This is a genomic window from Streptomyces sp. NPDC057438 (assembly GCF_042802995.1).
Classification (GTDB): domain Bacteria; phylum Actinomycetota; class Actinomycetes; order Streptomycetales; family Streptomycetaceae; genus Streptomyces.
The window spans coordinates 24706-48740 of record NZ_JBHVDD010000064.1 but is presented as its reverse complement, the minus strand read 5'-3'; the positions used below and the strand labels follow the sequence as shown (position 1 = coordinate 48740).

The following is a 24035-nucleotide window of genomic DNA, read 5'->3' as shown; positions in this document are numbered from 1 at the left end:
CCGCGGGCCGTCGCGGCAGGTGACCCGGGTGGGAGAAACCGCCGCGCGGGGGCCGTCCCGCGGTGGCCGGCGACAGCCCCTGGCGCGTCACCGGTCCTGGGTGAGCAGATAGGCGCGGTCCGGGTCGAAGGTGACGTCGACGTTGGTGCCCTCGGTCAGGGCGTCACGGGGGTCGACGCCCGCCTCGGTGACGGTGACGGTGCCGCCGGTCGTCTCCACCTCGTAGTCGATCGTCGCGCCGTGGAAGGTGGAGCGGAGGACCGCGCCGATGCCCGTGCCGCCGTCGGTGACGGCGGACAGCCGCGCCGTCTCCGGCCGCACCATCAGGTAGGCGCCGACGGACTTGGCGGTCACCTTGGGGTGCGCGGCGACGGTGAGCCGCCGGCCGAGGACGGTCACGGTGCCCCGCCCGTCGGCGACCCGCTCGGGCACCGTCTCCAGGAAGTTCGCCCGGCCGATGAAGTCGGCGACGAACACGCTGGCCGGCCGGGCGTAGATCTCGCCCGGTGTGGCGGCCTGCTCGACCCGGCCCTTGTTCATCACCACGATCCGGTCGGACATGCTCATCGCCTCGTCCTGGTCGTGGGTGACGTAGAGGCTGGTGATGCCGAACATCTTCTGGATGCGCCGGATCTCGGCCCGCATCGCGTCCCGCAGCTTGGCGTCCAGGTTGGACAGCGGCTCGTCGAAGAGCAGGACCTTCGGCTGGACGACCAGGGCGCGGGCGAGCGCCACCCGCTGCTGCTGGCCGCCGGACAGCTCGTGCGGGCTGCGGTCCTCCAGGCCGACCAGGTTCATGCTGGTGACGGCCATCCGCATGCTGGTGGCGATGTCGTCGCGGGTACGCCGCTGCAGGCGCATCCCGTAGGCGATGTTCTCCGCGACCGTCATGTGCGGGAACAGCGCGTAGCTCTGGAACACCATGGCCATGGGCCGGCGCTGCGGCGGCATGGCGTCGATGGCCCGGCCGTCGAGGAGGATACTGCCGCTGGAGGAGTCCTCGAACCCGGCGACCATGCGCAGGGTGGTGGTCTTTCCGCAGCCGGACGGGCCGAGCAGGGTGATGAACTCGCCGGGTTCGATGTCGAGCGAGACGCTGTCGACGGCCGTGACGGTGCCGGAGCGGCCGGTGAACCGCTTGGTCAGGGCGTCGAGGCGCAGATGTCCGCTGTCGGTCTCGCGCGTCGGCGCGAGGGTGAGTTCGGGCGCGGCGGCGGTCATGACTTCTGCCTTTCGGAGGTGGCGGTGCGCTGGAGGGCGGCGCCCGTGCCGACGAGGACGCGGATGAGGGCGAAGCCCGCCAGGACCAGCGCGGTCAGCACGGTGCAGTAGGCGAAGGCGACGCCGTAGCGGCCGGTGCCCGCGGCGCTGAGGACCTGGGAGGTGATGATCTTCGTCTGGGGGGTGACCAACAGGACGATCGTCGAGACGGACGTCATGCTGCGGGCGAAGCTGTAGCTCAGCCCGGTCAGCAGGGCCGGGCGGATGAGCGGGAGGGTCACCCGGCGGAACGTCTGGAGCGGGCCGGCACCCAGGTCCGTGGACGCCTGTTCGATGTAGGGGTGCAGCTGGGTGAGCGAGCCGACGGCGGTGCGCTGGCCCGCCGGGACGCTGCGGACGACGTAGGCCAGGACGATGGCGACTGCCCCGCCGGCGACCGCGCTGCCGCCGACCAGGCTGGGGAAGGCGTGGACGGGGCCGACCCAGCGGTCGGGCCGGTAGGCGAGGACGAAGCCGATGCCGAGCACGGTGCCGGGGACGGCGACGCCGAGGGTGCCGCCGAGGTCAAGCAGCCAGGCCGTGCGGTCCAGGTGCCGGACGACCAGCCAGGCGATGACAAGGCCGACGATCCCGGCGACGGGGGTGGCGATGGCGGCGAACCGGAGGGTGTCCAGGACGGCTTCCACTCCCACCCCGGCGACGACCTCCTTGAGGTAGTCGAGGGTGAAGGTGTTGTCGACGCCGAACACCCGGGTCACCGAGCCGACGAGGACCGTGCCGTAGAGGCTGAGGATCACCGCGGCGGCCAGCAGGGCCAGGCCGTAGAAGGGCCAGCGCGACCAGCCGGTGATCAGGTGGACGCTCCCGGAGGGACGGCCGGTGATGGTGGTGCGGACCTTGCGGCTCATCCAGTGCCGCTGCCCGAAGTACATCGCGAGCGACGGCACCAGCAGGATCACGCAGTAGACGGCGGCGCCGGTGATGTCGTACTCGCCGGTGACCGCGAGATAGGCGCGGCTGGCGAGGACGGTGTAGTCGCCGCCGAGCACCAGCGGGTTGGCGAGGTCGGCGATGGCCTCGACGAACAGCAGCAGGAACGGGGCGACCAGCCCGGGCGCCACCAGCGGCAGGATCAGCGTCCGCAGGATCCGCCACCGCGAGGCGCCCATGTTCATGGCGGCCTCCTCCAGCGCCGGGTCCAGCCCGCGCAGCATGCCGAGCAGACCCAGGTACGCCACCGGGAAGAGGGACAGCGACAGCACGAACACGAGCCCGTCCAGGCCGTAGACGTCGTACTCCACCCCGAAGACACCGTTGCTGACGACACCGCGCCGGCCGTAGAGCACGACCGTGGCGGTGGCGATCGCGAAGGGCGGGCTGACGATCGGCAACAGGGCGATGACGTGCAGGATCTTCTTGCCGGGCACGTCGAGGCGGGTCTGCACGAAGGCGAACAGGAAGCCGAGCGCCGTCCCGCAGAGGCCGACGAGGGCGCCGAGGACGAGCGTGTTGCGCAGGACGACGAGATCGACCCAGGAGGTGAAGAACTCGGCGTAGCGGGGCAGCGCGTCGGGCGCGAAGGCGGTGGCGAGCACGGCGGCCAGCGGCACCACGGAGCCGACCACCACGAGCAGGGCGACGGCGGCGATCAGCACCCGGACCCCCAGGTCGGCCCGGCGGCGCCGGCGCGGAGCCGCCACCCGCGCGGGGGTGGACGGCTCACGGTCGGAGAGGATCGCGGTCATGACTTGGGCGCCTGCGCGACTTCTTCGTCGAACCACTTGGTCAGCGCCGACTTCCGCGTCCCGGCCTCGGCGGCGTCGTAGTCCACGACCTTGATGCTCGCCAGGTCGACGACCTTGTCCGAGACCTTGGCGGCGGGGTTGGTCGGGAACTGGTACGCCTTGACGCTCGGGCCGATCTCCTGGGCCTCGGGGGTCAGCGCCCAGTCGACGAACGTCTTCGCGCTCGTGAGGTTCTTCGCGCCCTTGACCAGCGCGACCCCGCCGGTCTCGTAGCCGGTGCCCTCGGACGGGAAGGTCACTTCGAGGTCGGGGAAACCGGCCTCCTGGGTGGCTATGCAGTCGTGGGAGAAGATCACGCCGACGGCGACCTCGCCGCGGGCCGTCATCTGCGCGGGGGCCGCGCCTGACTTGGTGTACTGGAGCACGTTCGGGTGCAGGTCGCGCATGTAGTCGAGCGCCTTGGACTCGTCGCCGCCGGCCAGCTGCACCTGCGTCCACAGGGCCGTGTACGCGGTGCCCGAGGTGGAGGGGTGCGCGATGCCGATGTCCTTCTTGAGCTCGGGGTCGAGGAGGTCGGCCCAGGACTTCGGGGCGTCGAGACCCTTCTCCTTCAGGAGTTCCCTGTTGCTGCAGAAGCCGAGCGCGCCGACGTAGACGCCGGTCCACAGCCCGGAGACGTCCTTGTACTTGGCGGGGATGGCCGCGGCGTTCTCCGACACGTAGGGCTCCAGCAGGCCCTGGTCGCCGGCGGCCGCGTACCCGTCGGCTGGGCCGCCGTACCAGACGTCGAACTCGGCGTTGCCCTTGCCCGCCTGGATGCGGGCGAGGGCCTCGCCGCTGGAGAGGCGGACGAAGTCGGCCTTCACGCCGGTGGTCTCGGCGAACCGCTCCGTGGTGGCGGCGCACCACTCCTCGGTCGCGCCACAGGCCACGTGCACGACGCCGCCGTCCTGTCCGGAGCCGGCCTCGACGGTGTCGCGGGCGCAGCCGCTCGCGACGGCCACGGCCAGCGCCGCGAGGGCCGTCGTCCATGCCGCGCCACGGCGTACGCGTCTTCCTCTAGTCACGACTGTCACGGCGTTGACCTCCGCATTCTCAGGCCTGGTACGGCTCGGCCGGGCGATGTTTCGGCCAGATTAGGAGCGGGTGAACGGGGCCCCGGTGACGGCGGAGTGAGCCCCGGTGACAGCGCCGTCACCGAGGACGTCACCTGTGCCGCCGGGGCCGGTCACCCGGCGGGCGGACCGTCCGGTACGGCGGTGGGGCCACCCTCGGCGCCCTCGGCGCCCTCGTCGTCCGCCGACAGGTCCGGCATCAGATAGCCGACCCCGCGCAGGGTGCGGATGTACGCGGCGCCGCCCGGCACTCCGGCCAGCCGCGAGCGCAGCCGGTACACCGTGGACTTGACCACGTCCCGGCCGCCCAGCAGGTCCGAGGTGCCCCAGACCTCCCGCAGCAGGTCCTGCCAGGACTGCGGCACGCCCCGCCGGGACGCGAGGTGGGTCAGCAGCTTGAACTCCGTGAACGGCAGGTCGAGCCGGTGCGGGCCCAGACTCGCCGACTGCGCCACCGGATCGATCACCAGCCGGCCCACGCGCAGCGCGGCCCCGCTGCCCCGGCGGTGCCGTCGGACCAGGGCCTGGGCGCGCAGGGCCACCTCTCGCGGGTGGAACGGCTTGGTCACGTAGTCGTCCGCGCCGTGCTCCAGACCGGCGATCACGTCGTCGTGCTGGGACAGCGCGGTGAGCAGCATGACCGGGACGTCCGAGCGGGCCCGGATCCGTCCGCACAGGGTGAGCCCGTCCATCGCCGGCATCATCACGTCCAGGACGACCAGGTCGACGGCGCGGGTGCGCAGCAGGTTCAGGGCGGTGGCCCCGTCGTGTGCCGTGAGCACCGTGAAGCCCTGGGTCTCCAGGGCGAACTCGATGATGATCGTCATCTGGGGCTCGTCGTCCACCACCAGCACGGTGGGCCCCACCGCCGTCCGCGTCTCCACCGTCATGACGCGTCCGGCAGGGTCAGCAGGAACGTCGTCCCCCGGGACGACGCGGTGTGCACCATGATCTCGCCTCCGTGCAGCTCCACCACCGTCTTGGTGATCACCAGGCCGAGGCCGGTCCCGTCGGCCAGGGGGCGTCCGGTCGCGAAGCGGTGGAACAGCCGGTGCCGTTCCGCCCGTGTCATCCCGGCACCGTCGTCGGTGACGTACACCGCGACGCCGGTGTCGATCAGCGCGACCCGGACGTCGATGCTGCCGCCCGTGGTGGTGAACCGGCTGGCGTTCGACAGCAGGTTCGTCAGCGCCTGGGTCAGCAGCATCGGGTCCGCCGGGATCCTCGGCATCACCTGCGGCACGTCCAGACCGATCCGCTGCTCGCGCTGGGCGCACAGCGGCCGCATCGCGGTGACGACGTCCCGCACCAGCACCGACACGTCGACCTTCTCCATCCGCGGGGTGAAGAGACCGGCCTCGATCTTGGCCTGGATCAGCAGGCTCTCGCACAGACCGATGACCTGCGTGGACTGGTGGTCGGCGACCTGCAGCAGCCGCTCCTGCGCCGCCGTCAGCGGACCCGGCGTCCCCTCGCGCAACAGGTCCACCGCACCCTTGACCATGCTGAGCGGTGTGCGCAGCTCGTGACTGAGCGCGGTCACCTGCTCCGCCCGCCGCTCCACGAGCCGCTCCAGCTGTCCCAGTTCCGCGATCCGGGCCGTGGCGGCCCCGCGCATCCGCAGGAACGTCGACAGGGCGGCGACTCCCGCGCCACCGAGCGCGGCCACCGACAACCACCAGACGGTGACCATGGCCCGTCCTCCTCGAAAAGCCGCCCTCAGGTGAGGGGCGAGGGCGGTCCCGTGCATTCTGCACGGCCATTACCGGTACGACAATCAGTTCGCTACCCGACATATCAGGGACGGTTTCCACCCCGCCCGACAGGCTCGCGGCGCCATGGGGTACCCGTGGACCATGACCCCAGACGTCGACCTCACCGTCCGCCCCCCGGGCCACCACATCCTCCGGGACCGTTTCCTCGCCGCGGACAGCCGCATCTTCAACGCGGTGGCGACCCGCGACTGGCCGGGCGCGCACCCCCTCCTGCCGAAGCTGAGCCGCGCCGCGAACCACGGGGTGCTGTGGTTCGCGACGGCGGCGGCGATCGCGGCGACCCGCAGTCCGCGCGCTCGCAGGGCGGCCGTCCGGGGCGTCGCCTCGCTCGCCCTGGCCTCGGCGACGATCAACACGCTCGGCAAGCGGACCGTCCGCCGCCCGCGCCCTGTGCTGGACAACGTCCCGCTGCCCCGGCAGCTGAAACGGCAGCCGATCACCACGTCGTTCCCGTCCGGCCACTCCGCCTCCGCCGCGGCCTTCGCGGCCGGCGTCGCCCTGGAGTCACGCGGCTGGGGCGCGGCGGTGGCGCCGCTGGCGACGGCCGTGGCCCTGTCCCGCGTGTACACGGGCGTGCACTTCCCGAGCGACGTCCTGGTGGGCGCCGCACTGGGCGTGGGCGCCGCCTACGCCGTACGGGGCATGGTGCCGACCCGTGACCAGCTGCCGCCGCCTGGCCGTCCGTACGTGGACGCGCCGGCGCTGCCGGAGGGGGACGGCCTGGTCGTGGTCGCCAACCGCGCCTCCGGCACGTCGGACCGGGTGCGCGCCCTGCGGGACGTGCTCCCGGGTGCCGAGACCGTGGAGTGCGAGCCGGAGGACGTGCGCGCCGAACTGGAGAAGGCCGCCGCCCACGCGCGTGTGCTCGGCGTGTGCGGCGGCGACGGCACGGTGAACGCCGCCGCCGAGGTGGCCCTGCGCCACGGCCTCCCCCTCGCCGTGCTCCCGGGCGGCACGCTCAACCACTTCGCGTTCGACCTGGGCGTGGAGGACGTGCGCGACCTGGGCCGCGCGGTGCGCCAGGGCGAGGCCGTCCGGGTGGACCTCGGCCACTTCCGGACCGGCGAGACGGAGGGGCACTTCGTCAACACGTTCAGCCTGGGCGTGTACCCCGAGCTGGTGCGGGAGCGCGAACGCTGGGAGAAGGCGGTCGGCGGCTGGCCGGCGGGGGTGATCGCGGCCCTGCGGGTCCTGCGGGCCGACCGTCATCCGCTCCAGGCCACCTTCGAGGGCAGGCCCCGCCCGATCTGGCTGCTGTTCGCGGGCAACGGCACCTATCACCGGCTCGGTCTCGCCCCGGCCCGGCGTTACGACCTGGCCGACGGCCTGCTGGACGTCCGGGTCGTGCACGGCGGCCGCCGCCCGGCCCTGCGGCTGCTGGCGGCGGCCCTCGCCGGCCCGCTGACCCGCACCCCGGCCCACGCGGCGGTCCGCGTACGACGGCTCCGGGTGGACGGCATCGCGCCGGGCACCCTCCTCGCCTACGACGGTGAAGTCGCCGAGGCGCAGGGCGACCTGACACTGCGGAAGCTCCCGGAGGCGCTGACGGTCTACCGGCCGGTGCCGATGCACTGAGCCCTTCCGGGTATGTCCACCATTCAAGACGGCGGTCTCATAATTCGGCACGGTCGCGTACGGTTCGAGCACGAACTCGTGGACCTCACGGACCTCGTGGAAGGGGAACGGCCATGTCGAAGGCACGGGAGACCGCCGTCTACACGCACGGACACCATGAGTCGGTGCTGCGCTCGCACACCTGGCGGACGGCCGCCAACTCGGCGGCCTATCTCCTCGGTTCGCTGGAACCCGACATGAAGGTCCTGGACATCGGCTGCGGCCCGGGCACCATCACCGCGGACCTGGCCGCCCTGGTCCCGGACGGTCACGTCACCGGCGTCGACCATGCGCCCGGCATCCTGGAGCAGGCCCGCGCCACGGCCGCCGGACGCGGCCTGACCAATCTGGACTTCGCGGTCGCCGACGTCCACGCACTGGACTTCCCGGACGACACCTTCCGCGTGGTGCACGCCCACCAGGTGCTGCAGCACGTAGGCGACCCGGTGCAGGCGCTGCGCGAGATGGTCCGGGTGACCAGGCCGGGCGGGATCATCGCCGTCCGGGACTCGGACTACGCCGCGATGACCTGGTACCCGGAGTCGGCCGGCATGGACGACTGGCTGGACCTGTACCGCCGGGTGGCCCGTGCCAACGGCGGCGAGCCCGACGCGGGGCGCCGGCTGAAGTCCTGGGCCCTGCGCGCCGGGCTCACCGACATCACGGCCACCTCCGCCACCTGGACCTACACCACGGCGGAGGAGCGGGCCTGGTGGAGCGGACTGTGGGCGGACCGGACGGTCACCTCCGCGTACGCCGAGCGGGCGACCGAAAGCGGTCACGCCACGATGGAGCGACTTCGGGAGATCGAGGCGGCCTGGCGGGAGTGGGGCCGGCGGGAGGACGGCTGGTTCGCCGTGCTGCACGGAGAAATTCTCTGCCGCAAATCGGCCTGAATCGGTGCAACCGGGAGACCCGCACCAGCAGGAGGTTTGCGAAATGGTTCCCATCCTGCTGGTACTGCTTCTGGTGCTGATTCTCTTCGGCGCCGGATTCGCGGTCGAGGTTCTCTGGTATGTGGCACTGGTCGTTCTGGTGCTGTGGCTCCTCGGATTCCTGGTGCGCGGCAAGTCCGCCTCCGGAGGAAGGGGACGCTGGTACAGGTGGTGAACCCACCGGCGACGGTTCGTTCACTCCCGCGGCAGCAGCGGTCCCAGCGGCCCGAGGTCCAGATTGAGGTCCTCGGGCCGCAGGCCGTAGCGCTCGCGCAGCTCGGTCATCCGGTCGTCGAGCAGCATCAGGGTGAGCCCGATGCGCTCCTCCTGGTCCTCCGAGAGCTCGCCGGTGTCGAACCGGCGCAGCGCCTGCCGCTCCATGAGCTGACGGAGCAGCTCGACGACGGTCAGGACCAGCTTGACCAGGTCCCTCTCCACCGTGTCGGGCTCCAGTTCGACGCGGTTGCGGCCGGTCACTCGACGCCTCCCCAGGGTGCGGGAACCTGTTCGTTCACGGAGCTGATCAGGGCGTTCAGGTCGATGCGGACGAGATCGACGTCCGCGATCCGCAGGGTGAGGTCGCCGGTGATCACGACCCCGCCGGCGAGCAGCCGGTCGAGGAGGTCCACCAGGGCCACCTCACGGCGTTCGATCACGGTCACGGGCCGCCCTCCACGTTCTCCTGGCCGGTGTCGCCCTCACCGCTGAAGGAGTAGGCCGCCCACGGGCCGGTGAGTTCCACCCGCAGCCCCGGTTCCTCGCCCTTGGTGCGGTCCACCAGTTCCACGAACTCCTCGGAATGGGCGCGCGGCACGAGGTAGGCCGCGTTCAGAACATTGCGTCCCGGGGCGCCGGAGAGCGCGGAGTTCTGCGGGGCGTGCAGCCGGGTGTCCTCGGCGAACTCCGCGAGGGTGGCGTGCAGGGAGCGCGCGAACCGGTCGGCGGTCTCCCACATCTCCTCGTGGGCCCGGTGGCTGCGCCGCCGCTGCCGCAGGTAGTCACGCCCGCTGGAGACCTTCGCGGGCTCCTGGGGACGCTCCTGCTCCTCGGACTCCGCGTACACCTTGACACCCCACTCCACGCGGCCCTCCAGCCGGTCCAGGGTGCGCCGGAAGCCGTCCTCGCGGGCCTCCAGCATCACCCGTACACCGCTGTCGTCGCGGAAGACGGTGCCGAGCCGGAGCGGCAGGGGTGTGGTGACGACGGTGAGGGCGTCGATCACGCTCTGGTGGGCACGGGCGGTCGCGGTCAGCCAGTCCAGGTCCTCCAGATGGGCGCGCAGCGGCTGCTCCGCGAAGTCGCTTGCGGGCACCTCGCTGACGACGGCGATCAGATCGTGGTGGCGCAGCTGCCGGGGCGGCGCTCCCGCGACCCCGGTGAGCTGGGACTGGAGCGCCGCGTCGAAGGGGCGGCAGACGGCGTACACGTAACGCAGTCCGGTCATGTGGGCTCCTCTCTGGCGCGACCGCGCTCGACGGCCGGCTCCGGCTCCCGCCGGTACGCGCCCTCGTCCAGCTCGGCGAGCCGGGCACGCAGCTCGGCGTTCTCCCGGGAGAGTTCGTCGCGGCGGGCGTGGGACGACAGCGCCGGGTCGGTCTCCCACCAGTCGATCCCCATCTCCTTGGCCTTGTCCACGGAGGCGACGATCAGGCGCAGCTTGATGGTGAGCAGTTCGATGTCGAGCAGGTTGATGCGGATGTCACCCGCGATCACCAGACCTTTGTCGAGTACACGCTCCAGGATGTCGGCCAGATTGGCACTCCCGCCGCTCTGGCCGTACGGCTCGGGGACCCGGCTGGGGAAGGTCATCGACGGCCCCTGCCCGCGGCGGCCGGTTCCTCGTCCTCATCCTCGTACGGTTCCTCCTCGATGTCCTCCTCGGCGTCGCCCTCGGCCTCGGGAACGTCCTCGTACTCGTCCTCGGGGACCTCCTCCGCGTCCTCCGGCTCGCCTTCGTCGTCCTCCTCGTCGTACTCTGCGGCCTCGTCGGTCTCGTCCGGCTCGTCCGTCTCGTCGACGTCGCGGGGCTCGTCCTCGCCGGGTTCCGGCTCGTCGTCCGCGTACTCGGCCTCGGGCTCGTCGTCCTCCGGCGCCTCGTCCTCCGGTCGCCCGTCGCGCTCCTCCTCCTGCTCCTCCTCCGCGAGGGCGTCCTCGTGGCTGACGACGACCTCGCCGTCGCGGATCTCGCCGCGCCAGGCGTCCTCGGCCTCGCCCCTGAGGGTGATGAAGCGGGCGAAGTTCTTGAGGTCGAGCCGGGCCCGGCGGCCCTGGGCGCGCCAGATGTTGCCGGTCTTCTCGAAGAGGCCCTGCGGGTAGTACTCGATGACCAGCAGGACCCGGGTGAGGTCGTCGGCGAGGGAGTGGAAGGTGACCGCGCCCTTCGTGGTGCCCTTGGCGCCCTCCGACGTCCAGGTGATCCGCTGGTCGGGCACCTGTTCGGTGGTGTGCGCCTTCCAGCTGCGGTTGGACCAGAAGACCTTCATCTGCCAGTCGGAGTGGGTGTCGTCGGCCCGGTTGGCGCTCTTCACCCCCTTGGCGAAGGTGCTGAAGCTCTGGAACTGGGTCCACTGGTCGTACGCGGTGCGCACCGGCACCCCGACGTCGATGGACTCGATGATCACCGTGGGTTTGCTGCCCGAGCCGCCCTTGCCCTTGCCCTTGCCGCCGAAGAGATTCTTGAGCCCGCCGAGCACGTTGTCCTTGGCGCGGCCCGCGCCCACCTCCAGGGCGGTGCGCAGCGGCCCCTTGCCCTCGGCGAGCTTGCGGCCGCCGTCGAGGGCGAGCTGGGCGAAGCCGGGGCTGTTGCCCTCCGCGATGTCGTTGAGCTTGCCGGTGGTCTCGCCGAGCTTGCGCCCGGCGCCGACCAGCATCCGCTGGACCTGGGCGGCCAGATACTCCCGGGCCTCCTCCTTGAGGCGGTCGACGGCCTCACCGTGGACCACGTCGCTGAGCGGGTTGCTCGTCGTCGCGTCCTGCGCCCGATCCGTCGCACGTCCGTTTGATGTGCCGAGGGTCTCAGTCATCGCCACCGCCTCCCCTCGTGGGCCGCGAGCCGGTGGCCTTGCGCGCGGTCTTCTTCGCCGGGGCCTTGCCGGGCGCCGTCTTCTTCGCCGCCGCCCGCTTGCTCGCGGTCTTGCGCGCCGGAGCGGCGGTCTTCTTCGCGGGAGCCGTCTTCTTCGCGGCCGGCTTCGCGTCGGCCCGGGAGGGCGACTTCTTCGCCGGGCGCCTGCGCGAGGGCTTCTCCTCGGGCTCCTCGGGCTCCTCATCCTCGTCACGGGCGTCGGACGACTCCGGCTCGTCCTCGTCCTCGTCCTCGTACGCGTCGTCGTCACGGCCCTTCCCGCCGCGTCCCGGCAGGTCCGGCGCCTCACCGGCGAGCTGGTCGCGCACCTGCGAGGTGCGTCCGTGCAGGCGGTCGGCGAGTCCCTCGATCTGCCGCTCGACCAGCGCGCCGGTGGCCGCCTTGCCGACCCCGCGCAGGTCCCCGCGGAGCTGGTCGCCGATCTCCTTGAACTGCGGGTTGTTCAGCAGCTGTTGGGAGACCAGGTCCGCGAGCGCGCGCGGGCTCAGCTGCATCCGCTTTCCGGCCACCATCGTGCCGACCGCGAACGCGAGTTTCATCTTCTTCGTACGTCCGAGGACGTATCCGGCCCCTACGGCGAGGCCAAGCCCGATTCGATTCATGGTGTCGTCCCGTTGCCGGTTCCAGTGCTTCTCTGTGTGCTGATCTCCAGCCGGTCCAGCAGTTCGTCCTCCAGACGGTCGAACTCCTCCTCGCCGATCTCGCCCGCCTCCAGCCGCTGCTCCAGGCGGGCGAGTTCGGCACGGACGGCCGCCGGGTCGTAGTACTGGCGCTCGGCCTCGGTGAGCACCTGCCGCACCGTCCAGAGACTGCCGCGCACCGGTGCGAACGGCAGCAGCAGCACCTCGGTGATCAGTCCCATGTACTCGCCTCCTCGACCGGGGAACGCCGTGCTCCGGCGCGCCGTGGACCTGTGTGGAACGTGTCGTCAGTGCGTGGTGGTACCGGCGGGCTGCGCGGGCCCCGGTTCGACGAAGCTGTACGGCGGCAGCGGCCCGTTCACACGCACCTCCAGGTGCGGATGGCTCTTGCGGACCTCCTCCACGGCGTCTACGAACCCCGCGGCCGAGTCCCGGGCCACGAGGAAGGACAGATTGGCCAGCCAGCCGGTGGAGTCGGGCCCCGCGCTGACGTCGTCCGCGGCCGGCTCCAGCGCCCGCCGCAGCTCCGCCGCGTCCTCGGCCTCGCGGGCCTGCACCGCGGCGACGACCATCTCGCCGAGCCGCAGCCGGTCCTCGTAGGTGCCGCCGCCCGCCTGCCGGTTGGCCTCGGTCATGGCGCGCAGCTCGGGGTTCTCGCCCATCACGCGGTGCAGCACGGCCTCTTCGTCGTGGCTGGCCTTCACGTTGTACTCGACCTTGCCGTCGAGGGCGCCGAGCCGTTCCAGGTAGTGCTTCGCGCGTTCGGCGAGCACCGCGGTGACGGACGCGTCGTCCGGTGCGACACTGCCGAACCGCATGGGCAGCAGAGCGCCGCCCGCCCCCGCCTCGCTCAGCACGTTCTGGTGGGCGAGCAGGTCCTTGCGCTTGGGGCGCAGCCCCTCGGGTGCCTCGCTGACGACGGCCGCGAGGTCGCCCTCCTTCAGGACGCGCACCGGACGCGGGGGCTCGCCCACGCCGCCCATGCCCTCGGGGAGGGCGGGATGTGAGCCGGCGGTGATGCCGTAGACGTACGTGCTCACTCCTGTTCCTCCTTCTTGCGCGAGCTGGTGGTCCTGCGGGCCCGCGGGCGCGCCTCGGACTGGCTCTCCTCGCGGGACTGCTTGAACGCGTCGGAGATCGTCTCGGCCGCGCCGGACAGCGCCCCCTTGGACTTGCCGCGCGCGCCGGACTCGGTCATCTCACCGACGAGGTCCGGCAGGCCGGGGTTCTTGCGCGGCCCGGCCTCCAGGTCGAGCCGGTTGCACGCCTCGGCGAAGCGCAGATAGGTGTCGACGCTGGCGACGACGACCCGGACGTCGATCTTCAGGATCTCGATGCCGACCAGGGAGACTCGTATGAAGGCGTCGATGACGAGCCCCCTGTCGAGAATGAGTTCCAGGACGTCGTACAGGCCGCTACTGCCGCCTCCGCCGCCGGACTGCTGTGCCGGTACTACGGTCATGCCGGCCGATCCTCCTTGACTGTGGATCTTGACTGTCGATCTTGGCTGTGACTCTTGACTGTGACTCTTGGCTGTGGATCTTGACTGTGGGTGTCTCCGCGGGACGCGGGCCTACCGGCGGTGCGGGTCGGCCCTCCCGCGCTCGTAGCGGCGGACGCGCCGGTAGCCGGTCAGCTCGCCGCGGGGGTCGAGCTCCACGCGGTAGCTGGCGAGCAGGCTCATCGTGTCGGGGACCCTGGCGATCTCCAGGACCTCGACCTCCAGCGTCCAGCCGTCCTCGGTCTGCTCGAACGACGACACGGACTCGGGCGCCATGCCGGTCAGCTCCGCGAGCTGGGTCCGCGCATGACGCAGCACCTGCATGGGGCTGGGCCGGTCCTCCGCCGGTTCCCGCGCCTCCTCCGCTTCCTGCTCCTGCTCCTCCGTCGGCTCCCGTGCCTCGTCCGCCTCGTCGGGCTCGTCGGCTTTTCGGGATGTACGCGAGTTCTGTGTTTTCTGTGTTTTTGCCGTGCTGGATGTGTTCGACATGGCCACCTCGAACACCGAGTGGCCCCACGTCCGTTGACCAAACCTCTCCCGGCCGGTACGCGTCCTCGCCGCCCGTCTCAGCCGTGCAGCGCCGCAAGCCGCCGCCGGGCCGGCCCCAGGGCCCGCCCCCTGCTCATCGCCCCCGCCCAGGGGTCGGTGCGGGCCTGCTCCACGGCGTCCGCGAGGGTCCAGCGTCGGGCGTCGACGGCCGGGTCGGCGAGCTGCTCCCAGGTGAGGGGCATGGCCACGGGCGCGCCGGGCCGGGCGCGCACGGTGTAGGGGGCGACGGCGGTCTGGGCGTAGGCGTTGCGCTGGATGTCGAGGTAGAGCCGGTCGCCGCGGTCCTTCTTGCGGGCCTCGGTGGTCAGCCGCTCGGGTCGGGCGCGGACCAGGGTCTCGGCGATCTCCCCGGCGAAGGCGCGGACCTCGTCGAAGTCCTCGCGGCCGTTCACCGGTACGACGACGTGGACGCCCCTGGATCCGGTGGTCATCGGCACGGACGGCAGCCTCAGCTCGTCGAGCAGCTCCCGCAGGAGGACGGCGGCGTCCCGGACCCGGGCGAAGTCGTCCACCGCCGGGTCGAGGTCGAAGACGAGGCGGTCGGGCCGGTGGACGTCACGGGTCCGGGAGAGCCAGCGGTGCAGGGTGAGGCAGGCCTGGTCGGCCAGGTAGACGAGGGTGGCGGCGTCCTCGCACACGGGGTGGACGACCGTGCCGCCCTCCTTGGGGACCTCGACGCGTTCGATCCACTCCGGGTAGTGCTCCGGGGTGTTCTTCTGCATGAACATGGGCCCGTCGACGCCGTCGGGGTGTCGTTCCAGCATCAGCGGGCGCCCGCGCAGATGCGGCAGCATGAACGGGGCGACGGCCCGGTGGTAGGCGACGAGATCGGCCTTGGTGTACTTTCTGCCGCCGCCGTCACCACCACCGCCCTCACCGTCCCCGTCGGCGGCGGGGAACAGCACCTTGTCCGGCCGGTGGATCTCGACGGTCCGGCGGCCGACCCTCATCGGGTGCGTGTTCCCCATCTCCGACTCCCTTCCGTGGACGCGGGGTTCAGGGCGCGATCGCGTACTCCACCAGGAGCCGCCCGGCCGCCGCGATCGACTCGGCGTCGATGCCCGCCTCGCGCAGCTGCTCCTCCGGGGAGGCCGAGCCCGGCATCGTACGGACGGCGAGGCGGGCCAGGCGGGGCACGGGGCGGCCGTCGAGGAAGGCGTCGAGCACCGCGTCGCCGAGACCGCCCTCCTCTCGGTGGTCCTCGACGGTGAGGATGCAGCCGGTGCGTTCGGCGGCCTCGCGCAGGGTGCGGCGGTCGACGGGCTTGACCGAGTACAGGTCGATCACCCGGACCTGGATGCCCTCGGCGTCCAGCGCCTCGGCGGCCTTGAGGGCCTCGTGGACGGTGACCCCGGCGGCGACGACCGTCAGCCGGTCGGTGTCCGAGGCGCGCAGCACCTTGCTGCCGCCCACCGGGAACTCCTCGGTGGGGCTGTAGAGGACGGGCAGAGCGCCCCTGGACGTCCGCAGATAGCGGATGCCCTCGAGGCCGGCCATGCCGGCGACGAGCCGGGCGGTCTGGTTGGCGTCGCACGGGTACAGCACCGTCGAGTCGTGCACCGCGCGCATCATCGCCAGATCCTCCAGGCCCATCTGCGAGGGCCCGTCCTGGCCGATGGCGCAGCCCGCGTGGGAGCCGACGAGATTGAGGCCGGACCCGCTGACCGAGGCCATGCGGATGAAGTCGTGGGCCCGGGTGAGGAACGCCGCGAACGTGGAGGCGTACGGCACCCAGCCGCGCGCCGCGAGCCCGACCGCCGCGGCCACCAGCTGCTGCTCGGCGATGTAGCACTCGAAGTACCGCTCGGGGTGTTCCTTGGCGAAGAACTCGGCGCGGGTGGAGTCGCCGACCTCGCCGTCCAGGGCGACGATGTCGCCGCGGGCGTTTCCGAGCGCGGCGAGCGCCTGCCCGAAGGCGTCACGGGTGGCGACCTCGTCGCCGGTCTCGAAGCGCGGCAGCTCCAGGTGTCCGGTGCGTACGGCGTGCAGCATCCGGGCGGCGGGCGGCTGCCGGACCTCGACGCGCAGGTCGGTGACGCCGCCGAGTTCCGCGATCGCCTCGTCCGCGTCCTTCAGCGGCTTGCCGTGCAGGCCCTCGCGGTCCTGGACGGCCTCGACGCCCTTGCCCTTGAGGGTGCGGGCGAGGATCACGGTCGGCTGACCCTTGGTGGACGCGGCCTCGCCGTAGGCACGGTCGACGGCGTCCACGTCGTGTCCGTCGACCGTGATCGTGTGCCAGCCGAAGGCGGCGAAACGGCGGGCGTAGGCGTCCAGGTCGTGCCCGTGCCGGGTGGGTCCGCGCTGCCCGAGCCGGTTGACGTCGACGATCGCCGTCAGATTGTCCAGATGCTCGTACGCGGCGTGCTCGGCGGCCTCCCACACCGAGCCCTCGGCGAGTTCGCTGTCGCCGCACAGCACCCACACCCGGTAGCCGGTGCGGTCCAGCCGTTTCCCGGCCAGCGCGATGCCGACGCCGACGGGCAGGCCCTGGCCGAGCGAGCCGGTGGCCGTCTCCACCCACGGCAGCCGCCGGGGCGTGGGATGCCCTTCGAGCCTGCTGCCCAGCTTGCGGAAGGTCATCAGCTCGGTCTCGCTGATCGCCCCGGCGGCCCGGTACGCGGAGTACAGCAGGGGCGAGGCGTGCCCCTTGGAAAGCACGAAACGGTCGTTCCCGGGGTGCTGCGGGCGTTCGAAGTCGTACCGCAGGTGCTTCGCGAGCAGCACCGCCATCAGTTCGGCGGCCGACATCGAGGACGTCGGGTGCCCGGAGCCCGCGGCGCCGGACGCGCGCACGCTGTCCACCCTCAACTGTTGTGCCAGCTCGCTGAGTCGACGGCTGTTCATGACGCTCCTTCCGAACGTTCGGCGTGTCGGGGCCGGCTGCGCTCACGGTCCGCGTCCGCACCCGGCGCTCCCACCGGCATCCTCGCCAGCTCCGGTGACGCCGTGTCCAGGGGAACCGACCAGGACCGTACGAGGCCCAACTGGACGCCCTGGCGGGGCAGTACGGCGTCCAGGAGCCAGTCGGCGGCGACCCGGACACGGTTGCCGGGCATGGCGGCGAGGTGGTAGCCGCGGGCGACCGCGCCGGCGACCGGCCCGGACAGCGGTACGCCGAGGGGGTTGGCGGCGCCCTTGACACCGCCGAGATCCACGACGAAGCCCAGATCGCTGTGGCGGTAGGCCTTCGGCTCACCCCGGCCGAGGGAGGCGGCGACGTTGAGCGCGGCCACCTTGCCCTGCCGCCAGGCGTGTTGCGCGGTCATCGGGGTGTATTGGCCCGGCTTGGTCAGATCGGGCACGGCGGCCGCGTCCCCGCAGGCGAACACCTCGGGCCTGCCGGGCACCTGGAGCGTGGGCTCCACCAGCAGCCGGCCACGCTCCATCGGCAGTCCCAGCGACTCGGCGAGCGGATCGGGCCGTACGCCGACGCACCACACCAGGGTGCGCGTGTCGACGAACTCCCCGTCGCTCAAGCGCACTCCGTCCGGGGTCGCCTCCTTCACGGAGGTCTCCGTGCGCACGTCGACGCCCCGCTGCCGCAGCACCTCGTCGGCGGTCCGCGACAACTTCTCGTCCATCTCGGGCAGCACGCGTTTCGCGATGTCGACCAGCATCCATCGGGGCCGTACGCCTCCGCGCAGCGGCTGCTGCCGGACCAGCGCGTCGGTGAACATCTGGCCCTGGGCGGCCACCTCGGTGCCGGTGTAGCCGGCGCCGACCACCACGAAGGTGCAGCGCGCGCGGCAGCTCTCGGAGTCCTCGCTGCCGGCCGCCAGCTCCACCTGCCGGGTCACGTGGTCCCGGAGGTACAGCGCCTCGGGGAGACCCCGGAAGCCGTGGGCGTGCTCGGCGACGCCCGGGATCGGCAGCAGTTTGTTCACGCTGCCGGCCGCGAGCACCAGCCGGTCGTAGGTCAGCGTGCCGTCCCCGCCCTCGGGATCCGTGTACCGCACGGTGCGCGCGTCGAGGTCGATGTCCCCGGCCTCTCCGAGCACCAGGCGGACATGGCGCAGGGTGCCGGTGAGGGAGACGGTCACCCGGCGTGGTTCCAGGACACCGGCGGCGACCTGGGGCAGCAGGGGCAGATACAGGAAGTAGTCGGTGGGGTTGAGCAGGGTGATGTCGGCCTTGCCGCGGGTCAGCCGCGCGAGGGTGCGGGCGGTCCGGTAGCCGGCGAAGCCGGCGCCGACGATCACGATGCGGGGTCGGCTCACGGTTCGCCTCCGGCGGGGTCGCGCATACGGGGTCCTCAGCGTCCTTGAGGCTCTGGGTCGGGTCCTGTGGCGTACGGATCTTGTGGCGCGCGGATCTTGTCGGCGTACAGATCCTGTGGCGTGCGGATCCTGTTGGCGTACGGACCTTCCGCGTCCCCCTGGTCAAGACGCCCAAACCGCCCGGGCCCGGCCCGTCCACGGGTTTCCGCCCCGGTCCCCGGGTACCCGGACCGCGAACCCGACCCCGTCCCGACCGCACAGGTCGCGGAGGTGCCCCCCATGCCCGAGTACGGATACTTCCTGGCGACCGAGGAGTTCGGTCCCGCGCAGCTGATCGAGCAGGCGAGGATGGCCGAACAGGCCGGATTCGACTGCCTGTGGATCTCGGACCACTTCCACCCGTGGAACGACGCCCAGGGCCAGAGCCCGTTCGTGTGGTCCGTGATCGGCGCGCTCTCCGAGGCCGTGTCGCTGCCCGTCGAGACGGCGGTGACCTGCCCGACCGTGCGGATCCACCCGGCGATCGTCGCGCAGGCGGCGGCGACCAGCGCGGTGCTGGCCGGCGGCCGCTTCCGCCTCGGCATCGGCTCGGGCGAGGCGCTCAACGAGCACATCCTCGGCACCCGTTGGCCGTCGGCGGACGTCCGGCTGGAGATGCTGGAGGAGTCGGTCCAGGTGATGCGGCGGCTGTTCACCGGCGAGGAGGTCACCCACCGCGGCCCGCACTTCACGGTGGAGAACGCCCGCCTCTACACCCTTCCCGACCAGCCCGTCCCGATCGACATCTCCGGCTTCGGCCCGAAGGCCACCGCACTCGCGGCCCGTGTCGGCGACGGCTTCATCACCATGGGCCCCGACGAGGAGCTGGTCACGCAGTACCGCAAGGGCGGCGGGGGCGCGAACCCCGTCAGCGGCGGGACCAAGGTGTGCTGGGGCACCGACCGTGACGCGGCCGTCCGCCGCGTCCGTCACCTCTGGTCGAGCCAGCTCCTGCCCGGCGAGATGGCTCAGATCCTGCCCACCCCGAGCCACTTCGAGCAGCTGGAGCCGCTGGTCACCGAGCAGATGGTGGGCGAGAACACGGTCTGCGGCGACGACGTCGACGAACACGTCGCCGAACTGCGGGCGTTCGCCGACGCCGGCTTCGACCGCGTCTACGTCAGCCAGATCGGGCCGGACCAGCGTGGATTCTTCGACTTCTACCGCACGAAGGTGCTGCCGCGGCTGCGGGACACGGGCTGAGCCGAGGGGCGCCGTGCGGGTGCGGGTGCGGGTGCGTGGGACTTCTCGCGCAGTTCCCCCGCGCCCCTGAAAAAGTGGGGCCGCGCGCCGACGACGCACCCGCACCCGCACCCGCACCCGCCGACAAGAAGGCACCCCCCTTCGGCGATCCCCACTCGATCCCCGCGTTTCGATCACCGTCCCCGCTCGCCCCCAACTACGCTCGTACGCATGGAGATTCTCGGTACCACGCTCCGCATCTGCGTCGAGGACCTGGAAGCGGCGGTCCCCTTCTACGAGAGACTCTCGGGCGGACCGGCGATGCGTTTCGAACGCGGGGGCGTCCAGGTCGCCGCCGTGGGCTGCTTCCTGCTGATGAGCGGCCCGGAGTCGGAGCTTGAGGTCCTGCGGAAGGTCACCGCCACCATCGCCGTCGAGGACGTGGACGAGGCCAACCGGGTCCTCACCGCCTCCGGCGCCCAGGTGCTGGCCGGCCCGATCCCCACCCCCGTCGGCCGCAACCTCATCGCGGTCCACCCCGACGGCTCGGTCTACGAGTACGCGGATCGCAGGGCAACGGGCTAGGGCCCGGATTCCGGGCCCCGGGACCGGCACCCCGTACCGGTCCCGGTCGTCCCATCTCCACCGTCAGTGCCCATCGCTGGTGGTCCCGCCACGCGCCGTCGATGAAGAGGAAGTCCGGCGAGAACCCCTCCAGCCGGAAGCCGCACCGCCGGGCCAGCGCGATCGAGGCGGCGTTGCCCGGCTGGACGTTGATCTCCAGCCGGTGGAGCCCCATGAAGTCGAACGCGTAATCGATGACCAGTCCGAGCCCCTCCCCCATGAGCCCCCGCCCTGCGGCATGCGCGAAGGCCCCGTAGCCGAGGGCGCCGCTGCGGAAGCCGCCCTCCACGATGTTGTTGATGTTGATGAACCCGGCGATCCCCCCGCCGTCCAACTCGCACACCAGGAACCCGACCTTCGTCGGATCCCCGTTGAGCCGCCCCGCGTACGCGGCGTACGCGGCGGGCGTGGTCGGGGGGAACAGCCACGGGTGGTGCAGGTCCCTGCTCTCCCGCACGCGCGCGGTGAACTCGGAGCCGTCCTCGGGCGTGAAGTGACGGATCCCGACGCGGGATCCAGTGATGAGGTGACGAACGTGTCCGGACACCCCGCCACGGTACGTCGGGCCGGGTGTCACCTGCGCCGTCTCATGAAGAACGCTCCGCACACCGCCCCGACCAGGCCCGTCCCCAGCAGCGCCATCCACAGCGGCATGGTGACCTCGGTGACCAGCAGTTCGATCTCGGTGTTCTGGGTGTTCTGGAAGACGAAGACCAGCGCGAGGGCCGCGAGCAGACCCACGAGAACCCGGCCGGGTGTCAGCAGGTCGCCCCACCGCCTGCGCCGGTGCGTCCTCACCCGTTCCGATGTCTTCGGGCTCATGCCTCCAGGATGACGCGGGTCGCCGCGGCCCGCCCGGTGGGACGTCCCGGCCGACGTGGGCGGCCGGTGGTCAGATCAGCGCCGGCTCGTCCAGCGTCAGGGTCCCCGCCTCCGTGTCCAGCTCCGCCGTCACCCCGAACGGGATCGTCAGCGCCCCCTCCCCGTGCCCGAAACCGAACTCCTCCACCATCGGCACCCCGAGCCCCCCGATCCGGTCCACGAGCAGGGCCCGCACCTTCTCGTACGGTTCGCACTCCGCCCAGGAACCGAGAACGATGCCGGCGACGCCGTCGAGCCAGCCCGCGCGCAGGAGCTGGGTGAGGTAGCGGTCCAGGCGGTAGTTCTCCTCGCCGACGTCCTCCAGGCAGAGGAGTGCGCCCCGGGCGGAGGGGCGGGCGTGCGGGTTGCCGAGCTCGGCGGCGAGCAGGCAGAGGCAGCCGCCGAGGAGGACGCCCCGGGCGCGGCCCGGCACCAGGGCGGTGCTCGCCTCGGCGGCCCGGATCGTGCGGACCGTCTCGGGGGCGAACAGGGTGGCGCGCAGATGATCCTGGGCCCGGGCGTTCTTGATGAAGTCGACGCCCGCCGCCATGGGGCCGTGCAGCGTGGCCACCGCGGCGCGGGTGGCGAACGCCTCGTGGAGTGCCGTGATGTCGCTGAACCCCACGAGTGCCTTGGGGCCCGCCGCGCGGATGGCGTCCCAGTCGAGCAGGTCGACCATGCGCTGGACGCCGTAGCCGCCGCGGGCGCAGAGCACGGCGGACACGGACGGGTCGCACCATGCGGCCTGGAGATCGGCGGCCCGGTCGGCGTCCGTACCGGCGAGGTAGGGGAAGTCGGGGTGCCGGTCGAGCGTGTGCGGGGCGACGACGGGGTCGAGGTCCCAGCCGCGCAGGATGTCCAGCCCGGCGCTCAGCCGCTCCTCGGCCACCGGCCCGCTGGGGGCGACGACGGCCACACGGGCACCGGGGGCGAGACGGGCGGGTCGGGTCAGTGGTGTCACTTGGTGAGCTCCAGAGTAGGGATTCCCGGAGGATTCAACCCGAAGACCTGCGCGTACAGCGAAAGCTCCGCCTCCAGCACCCGCACCGTCGTCTCCGCCCGCCGGAATCCGTGTCCCTCCCCCTCGAAGGCGAGGTAGGCGTGCGGCACCCGCCGCTCCTGCATCCTGGCCAGGAACCGCTCGCACTGCGCGGGCGGGCAGATCACGTCGTCCAGGCCCTGGAGCAGCAGGAAGGGAGCGGTGATCCGGTCGGCGTGCTCGCTCGGCGACCGCTCCGCGTACCGCATCGGCTCGTCCGCGAGCGGTCCCACCAGGCTCTCCAGGTACTGCGACTCGAAGTCGTGGGTCTCCCCCGACCCCCAGGTCGTGAGGTCGAGGATGGGGTACAGGATCGTTCCGCAGGCGTAGACGTCGGTCGTGGTGAGGGAGACGGCGGCGGTCCAGCCACCGGCGCTGCCGCCCCTGATAGCGAGCCTGGTCCGGTCGGCGGTGCCCTCGTCCGCGAGGGCGAGTGCCACCGCCGCGCAGTCCTCGACGTCCACGACCCCCCACTGTTCGCGCAGCCGGTTGCGGTACTCCCGCCCGTACCCGGTCGACCCTCCGTAGTTGACCTCGGCCACCCCGATGCCGCGTGAGGTGAAGTAGGCGATCGCCAGGTCGAGGACCAGGGGTGCCCGGCTCGTGGGCCCGCCGTGCGCCCAGATCACGTACGGCGGCAGTTCGGTGCTGAAGGCGACGCAGCCGGGGTGGTGCGGCGGATAGACGTGCGCGTGGATCTCGCGTCCGGCGGGGCCGAGGAAGGAACGGATCTGGGGTTCGGGGTAGAAGGCGGGGTCCACCGGGTCGTCGTGCGCGGCCCCGATCACACGCGCGTCGCCGGTGGCCGCGTCCAGCTCGACCACCTCGTAGGCGCTGCGGGGGCTGGCTCCGATGCCGATGACACGGCTGCCGTGCACGGCGAGCGACGGGGCGAACTCGGTCCACGGCCCGGCGGCGTCGACGACCTGACCGGTGTCCAGGTCGAGGATGCCGAGAGCGGTGGCGCCCCGCCCGTGCACCACGGCGGCGAGCCCGTCGTCCAGGAGCGCGAACCAGCGCCAGCCGATCTTCCACAGCGGCCCGCCGAACTCCTCCTCCCGCGCGCACAGGGCGGTGCGGTCCCCGCTGTCGGGATCGAGCCGGTAGAGGTTCCAGTAGCCGGTGGTGTCGCTGGAGTGGATCAGGGTCCCGTCGGTCGCCCACTCGGCCTGGGCGACCGACTCCTCCGGGCCGCCCGCGACCGTCCGGGGCTCGCCCAGCCGGCCGTCCTCCGTCACCTCGGCGACCAGCAGCGAGGTGCCGTCCCACGGCATGCCCGGATGGTCCCAGGCCAGCCAGGCGGCGCGGCGGCCGTCGGGCGAGAGGCGGGGGCCGGTGACGAACCGCCGGGTGTCGTCGGTGAGTTCGCGGACGGCGCGCCGGTCCTCGGCCGCCGAGCCGTCCAGCGGAACCGCGGCGACGACCCGCCGGACGTCGGTGGGTCCCTCGCCGGTGAACTCCTCCAGGACGCACCACACCTCGCCCCGTTCCGGGTGCGGCTGCGGGTCCACCCAGCGCAGGCCGCCGCCCACGGGCGAGACCGGGGTGAGCGGGACGGGCTCACCGCCCGGTTCGAACCCGTAGAGTCGCTGGTCGGCGTGGTTCACGAAGACCACGAGAGGGCCGGTGTCCCGCATGACGCCGGACCAGGGCATGCCTCCGTACTCCATGACCCGGCTGCGCACGTTCCACGGGGCCGGCAGCACCGACTCCTCCGTGCCGTCCGCCGTCCGCCTGACCAGGGTGCGCCGGCCACCCTCGGCGGGCCGGGGCTCGGTCCACCAGGCCTCGTCGCCGACGAAGCCCACGAACTCGGGTTGGCCGTCGTGCGCCGCGGCGAGCGCCGCGTCGATCGGCGAGGGCCACGCACCGTACGCCAGGGTCTGCATCCTGTC

The 24035-nt window shown here is 72.1% G+C and carries 27 protein-coding genes; 5 read left to right on the top strand and 22 right to left on the bottom strand.

Going from position 1 to position 24035, the window contains the following annotated elements:
- Positions 1 to 87 precede the first annotated feature (87 nt).
- From ACFU5F_RS28860 to ACFU5F_RS28840, 5 genes are all read right to left on the bottom strand, one after another.
- Positions 88 to 1221 (bottom strand): ABC transporter ATP-binding protein, encoded by a 1134-nt coding sequence (locus ACFU5F_RS28860; RefSeq protein WP_383893250.1) that lies wholly within the window; start codon positions 1219 to 1221, stop codon positions 88 to 90.
- Entirely contained in the window at positions 1218 to 2966 is a 1749-nt protein-coding gene (locus ACFU5F_RS28855) for an ABC transporter permease (RefSeq protein ID WP_383893247.1), read from the bottom strand. The genes ACFU5F_RS28860 and ACFU5F_RS28855 overlap by 4 nt, the downstream gene beginning before the upstream one ends.
- Positions 2963 to 4033 carry an ABC transporter substrate-binding protein gene (locus ACFU5F_RS28850; protein ID WP_383893245.1) on the bottom strand — a complete coding sequence of 357 codons (1071 nt, stop codon included), beginning with the start codon at positions 4031 to 4033 and terminating at the stop codon, positions 2963 to 2965. The genes ACFU5F_RS28855 and ACFU5F_RS28850 overlap by 4 nt, the downstream gene beginning before the upstream one ends.
- A 161-nt stretch (positions 4034 to 4194) precedes the next feature.
- On the bottom strand, positions 4195 to 4971 hold the full coding sequence (locus tag ACFU5F_RS28845; protein WP_383893242.1) for a response regulator transcription factor: 777 nt from the start codon (positions 4969 to 4971) through the stop codon (positions 4195 to 4197).
- Positions 4968 to 5774 (bottom strand): sensor histidine kinase, encoded by an 807-nt coding sequence (locus ACFU5F_RS28840; protein WP_383893239.1) that lies wholly within the window; start codon positions 5772 to 5774, stop codon positions 4968 to 4970. The genes ACFU5F_RS28845 and ACFU5F_RS28840 overlap by 4 nt, the downstream gene beginning before the upstream one ends.
- A gap of 163 nt (positions 5775 to 5937) precedes the next feature.
- On the opposite strand from ACFU5F_RS28840, the gene ACFU5F_RS28835 reads away from it, so the two are divergent.
- The 3 genes from ACFU5F_RS28835 to ACFU5F_RS28825 all read left to right on the top strand — a co-directional run bounded on the left by ACFU5F_RS28835 (position 5938) and on the right by ACFU5F_RS28825 (position 8580).
- Positions 5938 to 7431, top strand: a complete 1494-nt coding sequence (locus ACFU5F_RS28835; RefSeq protein ID WP_383893236.1) for a bifunctional phosphatase PAP2/diacylglycerol kinase family protein — start codon at positions 5938 to 5940, stop codon at positions 7429 to 7431.
- Positions 7432 to 7544: 113 nt separating this feature from the next.
- On the top strand, positions 7545 to 8366 hold the full coding sequence (locus tag ACFU5F_RS28830; RefSeq protein ID WP_383893234.1) for a class I SAM-dependent methyltransferase: 822 nt from the start codon (positions 7545 to 7547) through the stop codon (positions 8364 to 8366).
- A gap of 43 nt (positions 8367 to 8409) precedes the next feature.
- Entirely contained in the window at positions 8410 to 8580 is a 171-nt protein-coding gene (locus ACFU5F_RS28825) for a hydrophobic protein (protein ID WP_383893233.1), read from the top strand.
- A gap of 20 nt (positions 8581 to 8600) precedes the next feature.
- Here the strand turns inward: ACFU5F_RS28825 and ACFU5F_RS28820 are convergent, their stop codons facing one another.
- The 13 genes from ACFU5F_RS28820 to ACFU5F_RS28760 form a co-directional block, all read right to left on the bottom strand.
- Positions 8601 to 8882 (bottom strand): gas vesicle protein K, encoded by a 282-nt coding sequence (locus tag ACFU5F_RS28820; protein ID WP_005482371.1) that lies wholly within the window; start codon positions 8880 to 8882, stop codon positions 8601 to 8603.
- Positions 8879 to 9067 carry a gas vesicle protein gene (locus ACFU5F_RS28815; protein WP_059082263.1) on the bottom strand — a complete coding sequence of 63 codons (189 nt, stop codon included), beginning with the start codon at positions 9065 to 9067 and terminating at the stop codon, positions 8879 to 8881. The genes ACFU5F_RS28820 and ACFU5F_RS28815 overlap by 4 nt, the downstream gene beginning before the upstream one ends.
- Complete coding sequence (locus ACFU5F_RS28810; RefSeq protein ID WP_383893230.1) at positions 9064 to 9849, bottom strand: GvpL/GvpF family gas vesicle protein; 786 nt, start codon at positions 9847 to 9849, stop codon at positions 9064 to 9066. The genes ACFU5F_RS28815 and ACFU5F_RS28810 overlap by 4 nt, the downstream gene beginning before the upstream one ends.
- Positions 9846 to 10214 carry a gas vesicle protein gene (locus ACFU5F_RS28805; RefSeq protein ID WP_383893227.1) on the bottom strand — a complete coding sequence of 123 codons (369 nt, stop codon included), beginning with the start codon at positions 10212 to 10214 and terminating at the stop codon, positions 9846 to 9848. The genes ACFU5F_RS28810 and ACFU5F_RS28805 overlap by 4 nt, the downstream gene beginning before the upstream one ends.
- Positions 10211 to 11428: an SRPBCC family protein gene (locus tag ACFU5F_RS28800; protein WP_383893224.1), complete on the bottom strand. Its 1218-nt coding sequence runs from the start codon at positions 11426 to 11428 to the stop codon at positions 10211 to 10213. The genes ACFU5F_RS28805 and ACFU5F_RS28800 overlap by 4 nt, the downstream gene beginning before the upstream one ends.
- Positions 11421 to 12089 (bottom strand): DNA primase, encoded by a 669-nt coding sequence (locus tag ACFU5F_RS28795; RefSeq protein ID WP_383893221.1) that lies wholly within the window; start codon positions 12087 to 12089, stop codon positions 11421 to 11423. The genes ACFU5F_RS28800 and ACFU5F_RS28795 overlap by 8 nt, the downstream gene beginning before the upstream one ends.
- A complete protein-coding gene (locus ACFU5F_RS28790) occupies positions 12086 to 12349 on the bottom strand; it encodes a gas vesicle protein GvpG (RefSeq protein WP_383893218.1) in 264 nt (87 codons plus the stop codon). The genes ACFU5F_RS28795 and ACFU5F_RS28790 overlap by 4 nt, the downstream gene beginning before the upstream one ends.
- Positions 12350 to 12415: 66 nt before the next feature.
- Entirely contained in the window at positions 12416 to 13168 is a 753-nt protein-coding gene (locus tag ACFU5F_RS28785) for a GvpL/GvpF family gas vesicle protein (RefSeq protein ID WP_383893215.1), read from the bottom strand.
- On the bottom strand, positions 13165 to 13590 hold the full coding sequence (locus tag ACFU5F_RS28780; protein WP_383893212.1) for a gas vesicle structural protein GvpA: 426 nt from the start codon (positions 13588 to 13590) through the stop codon (positions 13165 to 13167). The genes ACFU5F_RS28785 and ACFU5F_RS28780 overlap by 4 nt, the downstream gene beginning before the upstream one ends.
- 111 nt (positions 13591 to 13701) lie before the next feature.
- A complete protein-coding gene (locus ACFU5F_RS28775) occupies positions 13702 to 14118 on the bottom strand; it encodes a gas vesicle protein (protein WP_383893209.1) in 417 nt (138 codons plus the stop codon).
- A gap of 77 nt (positions 14119 to 14195) precedes the next feature.
- Complete coding sequence (gene ligD / locus ACFU5F_RS28770; RefSeq protein ID WP_383893206.1) at positions 14196 to 15146, bottom strand: non-homologous end-joining DNA ligase; 951 nt, start codon at positions 15144 to 15146, stop codon at positions 14196 to 14198.
- A gap of 28 nt (positions 15147 to 15174) precedes the next feature.
- On the bottom strand, positions 15175 to 17022 hold the full coding sequence (locus ACFU5F_RS28765) for a transketolase (RefSeq protein ID WP_383893203.1): 1848 nt from the start codon (positions 17020 to 17022) through the stop codon (positions 15175 to 15177).
- Positions 17019 to 18395, bottom strand: coding sequence for an NAD(P)/FAD-dependent oxidoreductase (locus ACFU5F_RS28760; RefSeq protein ID WP_383893200.1), 1377 nt, complete (start codon positions 18393 to 18395; stop codon positions 17019 to 17021). Before ACFU5F_RS28760 ends, ACFU5F_RS28765 begins: the two co-directional genes overlap by 4 nt.
- Before the next feature lie 279 nt (positions 18396 to 18674).
- Between ACFU5F_RS28760 and ACFU5F_RS28755 the strand changes: the two genes are divergently transcribed.
- Together ACFU5F_RS28755 and ACFU5F_RS28750 are read left to right on the top strand one after the other, a co-directional pair.
- Positions 18675 to 19637 carry an LLM class F420-dependent oxidoreductase gene (locus ACFU5F_RS28755; protein ID WP_383893197.1) on the top strand — a complete coding sequence of 321 codons (963 nt, stop codon included), beginning with the start codon at positions 18675 to 18677 and terminating at the stop codon, positions 19635 to 19637.
- 210 nt (positions 19638 to 19847) lie between these two features.
- Entirely contained in the window at positions 19848 to 20201 is a 354-nt protein-coding gene (locus tag ACFU5F_RS28750; protein WP_383893195.1) for a VOC family protein, read from the top strand.
- Here the strand turns inward: ACFU5F_RS28750 and ACFU5F_RS28745 are convergent.
- The 4 genes from ACFU5F_RS28745 to ACFU5F_RS28730 all read right to left on the bottom strand — a co-directional run bounded on the left by ACFU5F_RS28745 (position 20140) and on the right by ACFU5F_RS28730 (position 24029).
- Positions 20140 to 20787 (bottom strand): GNAT family N-acetyltransferase, encoded by a 648-nt coding sequence (locus ACFU5F_RS28745; RefSeq protein ID WP_383893191.1) that lies wholly within the window; start codon positions 20785 to 20787, stop codon positions 20140 to 20142. The genes ACFU5F_RS28750 and ACFU5F_RS28745 overlap by 62 nt on opposite strands.
- Before the next feature lie 26 nt (positions 20788 to 20813).
- Positions 20814 to 21062 (bottom strand): lipopolysaccharide assembly protein LapA domain-containing protein, encoded by a 249-nt coding sequence (locus ACFU5F_RS28740; protein WP_383893187.1) that lies wholly within the window; start codon positions 21060 to 21062, stop codon positions 20814 to 20816.
- A 70-nt stretch (positions 21063 to 21132) separates the two neighbouring features.
- Positions 21133 to 22062: an LD-carboxypeptidase gene (locus ACFU5F_RS28735; protein ID WP_383893184.1), complete on the bottom strand. Its 930-nt coding sequence runs from the start codon at positions 22060 to 22062 to the stop codon at positions 21133 to 21135.
- Positions 22059 to 24029: an LpqB family beta-propeller domain-containing protein gene (locus ACFU5F_RS28730; protein ID WP_383893181.1), complete on the bottom strand. Its 1971-nt coding sequence runs from the start codon at positions 24027 to 24029 to the stop codon at positions 22059 to 22061. Before ACFU5F_RS28730 ends, ACFU5F_RS28735 begins: the two co-directional genes overlap by 4 nt.
- Positions 24030 to 24035 lie beyond the last annotated feature (6 nt).

Bases quoted from the DNA above. Each gene is read 5' to 3' on its own strand.
- ACFU5F_RS28805 (WP_383893227.1), bottom strand. From the start codon at position 10,214: ATGACCTTCCCCAGCCGGGTCCCCGAGCCGTACGGCCAGAGCGGCGGG.
- ACFU5F_RS28860 (WP_383893250.1), bottom strand. From the start codon at position 1,221: ATGACCGCCGCCGCGCCCGAACTCACCCTCGCGCCGACGCGCGAGACC.
- ACFU5F_RS28765 (WP_383893203.1), bottom strand. From the start codon at position 17,022: ATGAACAGCCGTCGACTCAGCGAGCTGGCACAACAGTTGAGGGTGGAC.
- ACFU5F_RS28755 (WP_383893197.1), top strand. From the start codon at position 18,675: ATGCCCGAGTACGGATACTTCCTGGCGACCGAGGAGTTCGGTCCCGCG.
- ACFU5F_RS28740 (WP_383893187.1), bottom strand. From the start codon at position 21,062: ATGAGCCCGAAGACATCGGAACGGGTGAGGACGCACCGGCGCAGGCGG.
- ligD (WP_383893206.1), bottom strand. From the start codon at position 15,146: ATGGGGAACACGCACCCGATGAGGGTCGGCCGCCGGACCGTCGAGATC.
- ACFU5F_RS28750 (WP_383893195.1), top strand. From the start codon at position 19,848: ATGGAGATTCTCGGTACCACGCTCCGCATCTGCGTCGAGGACCTGGAA.
- ACFU5F_RS28855 (WP_383893247.1), bottom strand. From the start codon at position 2,966: ATGACCGCGATCCTCTCCGACCGTGAGCCGTCCACCCCCGCGCGGGTG.
- ACFU5F_RS28845 (WP_383893242.1), bottom strand. From the start codon at position 4,971: ATGACGGTGGAGACGCGGACGGCGGTGGGGCCCACCGTGCTGGTGGTG.
- ACFU5F_RS28825 (WP_383893233.1), top strand. From the start codon at position 8,410: ATGGTTCCCATCCTGCTGGTACTGCTTCTGGTGCTGATTCTCTTCGGC.
- ACFU5F_RS28795 (WP_383893221.1), bottom strand. From the start codon at position 12,089: ATGAATCGAATCGGGCTTGGCCTCGCCGTAGGGGCCGGATACGTCCTC.
- ACFU5F_RS28730 (WP_383893181.1), bottom strand. From the start codon at position 24,029: ATGCAGACCCTGGCGTACGGTGCGTGGCCCTCGCCGATCGACGCGGCG.
- ACFU5F_RS28780 (WP_383893212.1), bottom strand. From the start codon at position 13,590: ATGACCGTAGTACCGGCACAGCAGTCCGGCGGCGGAGGCGGCAGTAGC.
- ACFU5F_RS28775 (WP_383893209.1), bottom strand. From the start codon at position 14,118: ATGTCGAACACATCCAGCACGGCAAAAACACAGAAAACACAGAACTCG.
- ACFU5F_RS28835 (WP_383893236.1), top strand. From the start codon at position 5,938: ATGACCCCAGACGTCGACCTCACCGTCCGCCCCCCGGGCCACCACATC.
- ACFU5F_RS28840 (WP_383893239.1), bottom strand. From the start codon at position 5,774: ATGGTCACCGTCTGGTGGTTGTCGGTGGCCGCGCTCGGTGGCGCGGGA.
- ACFU5F_RS28810 (WP_383893230.1), bottom strand. From the start codon at position 9,849: ATGACCGGACTGCGTTACGTGTACGCCGTCTGCCGCCCCTTCGACGCG.
- ACFU5F_RS28800 (WP_383893224.1), bottom strand. From the start codon at position 11,428: ATGACTGAGACCCTCGGCACATCAAACGGACGTGCGACGGATCGGGCG.
- ACFU5F_RS28790 (WP_383893218.1), bottom strand. From the start codon at position 12,349: ATGGGACTGATCACCGAGGTGCTGCTGCTGCCGTTCGCACCGGTGCGC.
- ACFU5F_RS28830 (WP_383893234.1), top strand. From the start codon at position 7,545: ATGTCGAAGGCACGGGAGACCGCCGTCTACACGCACGGACACCATGAG.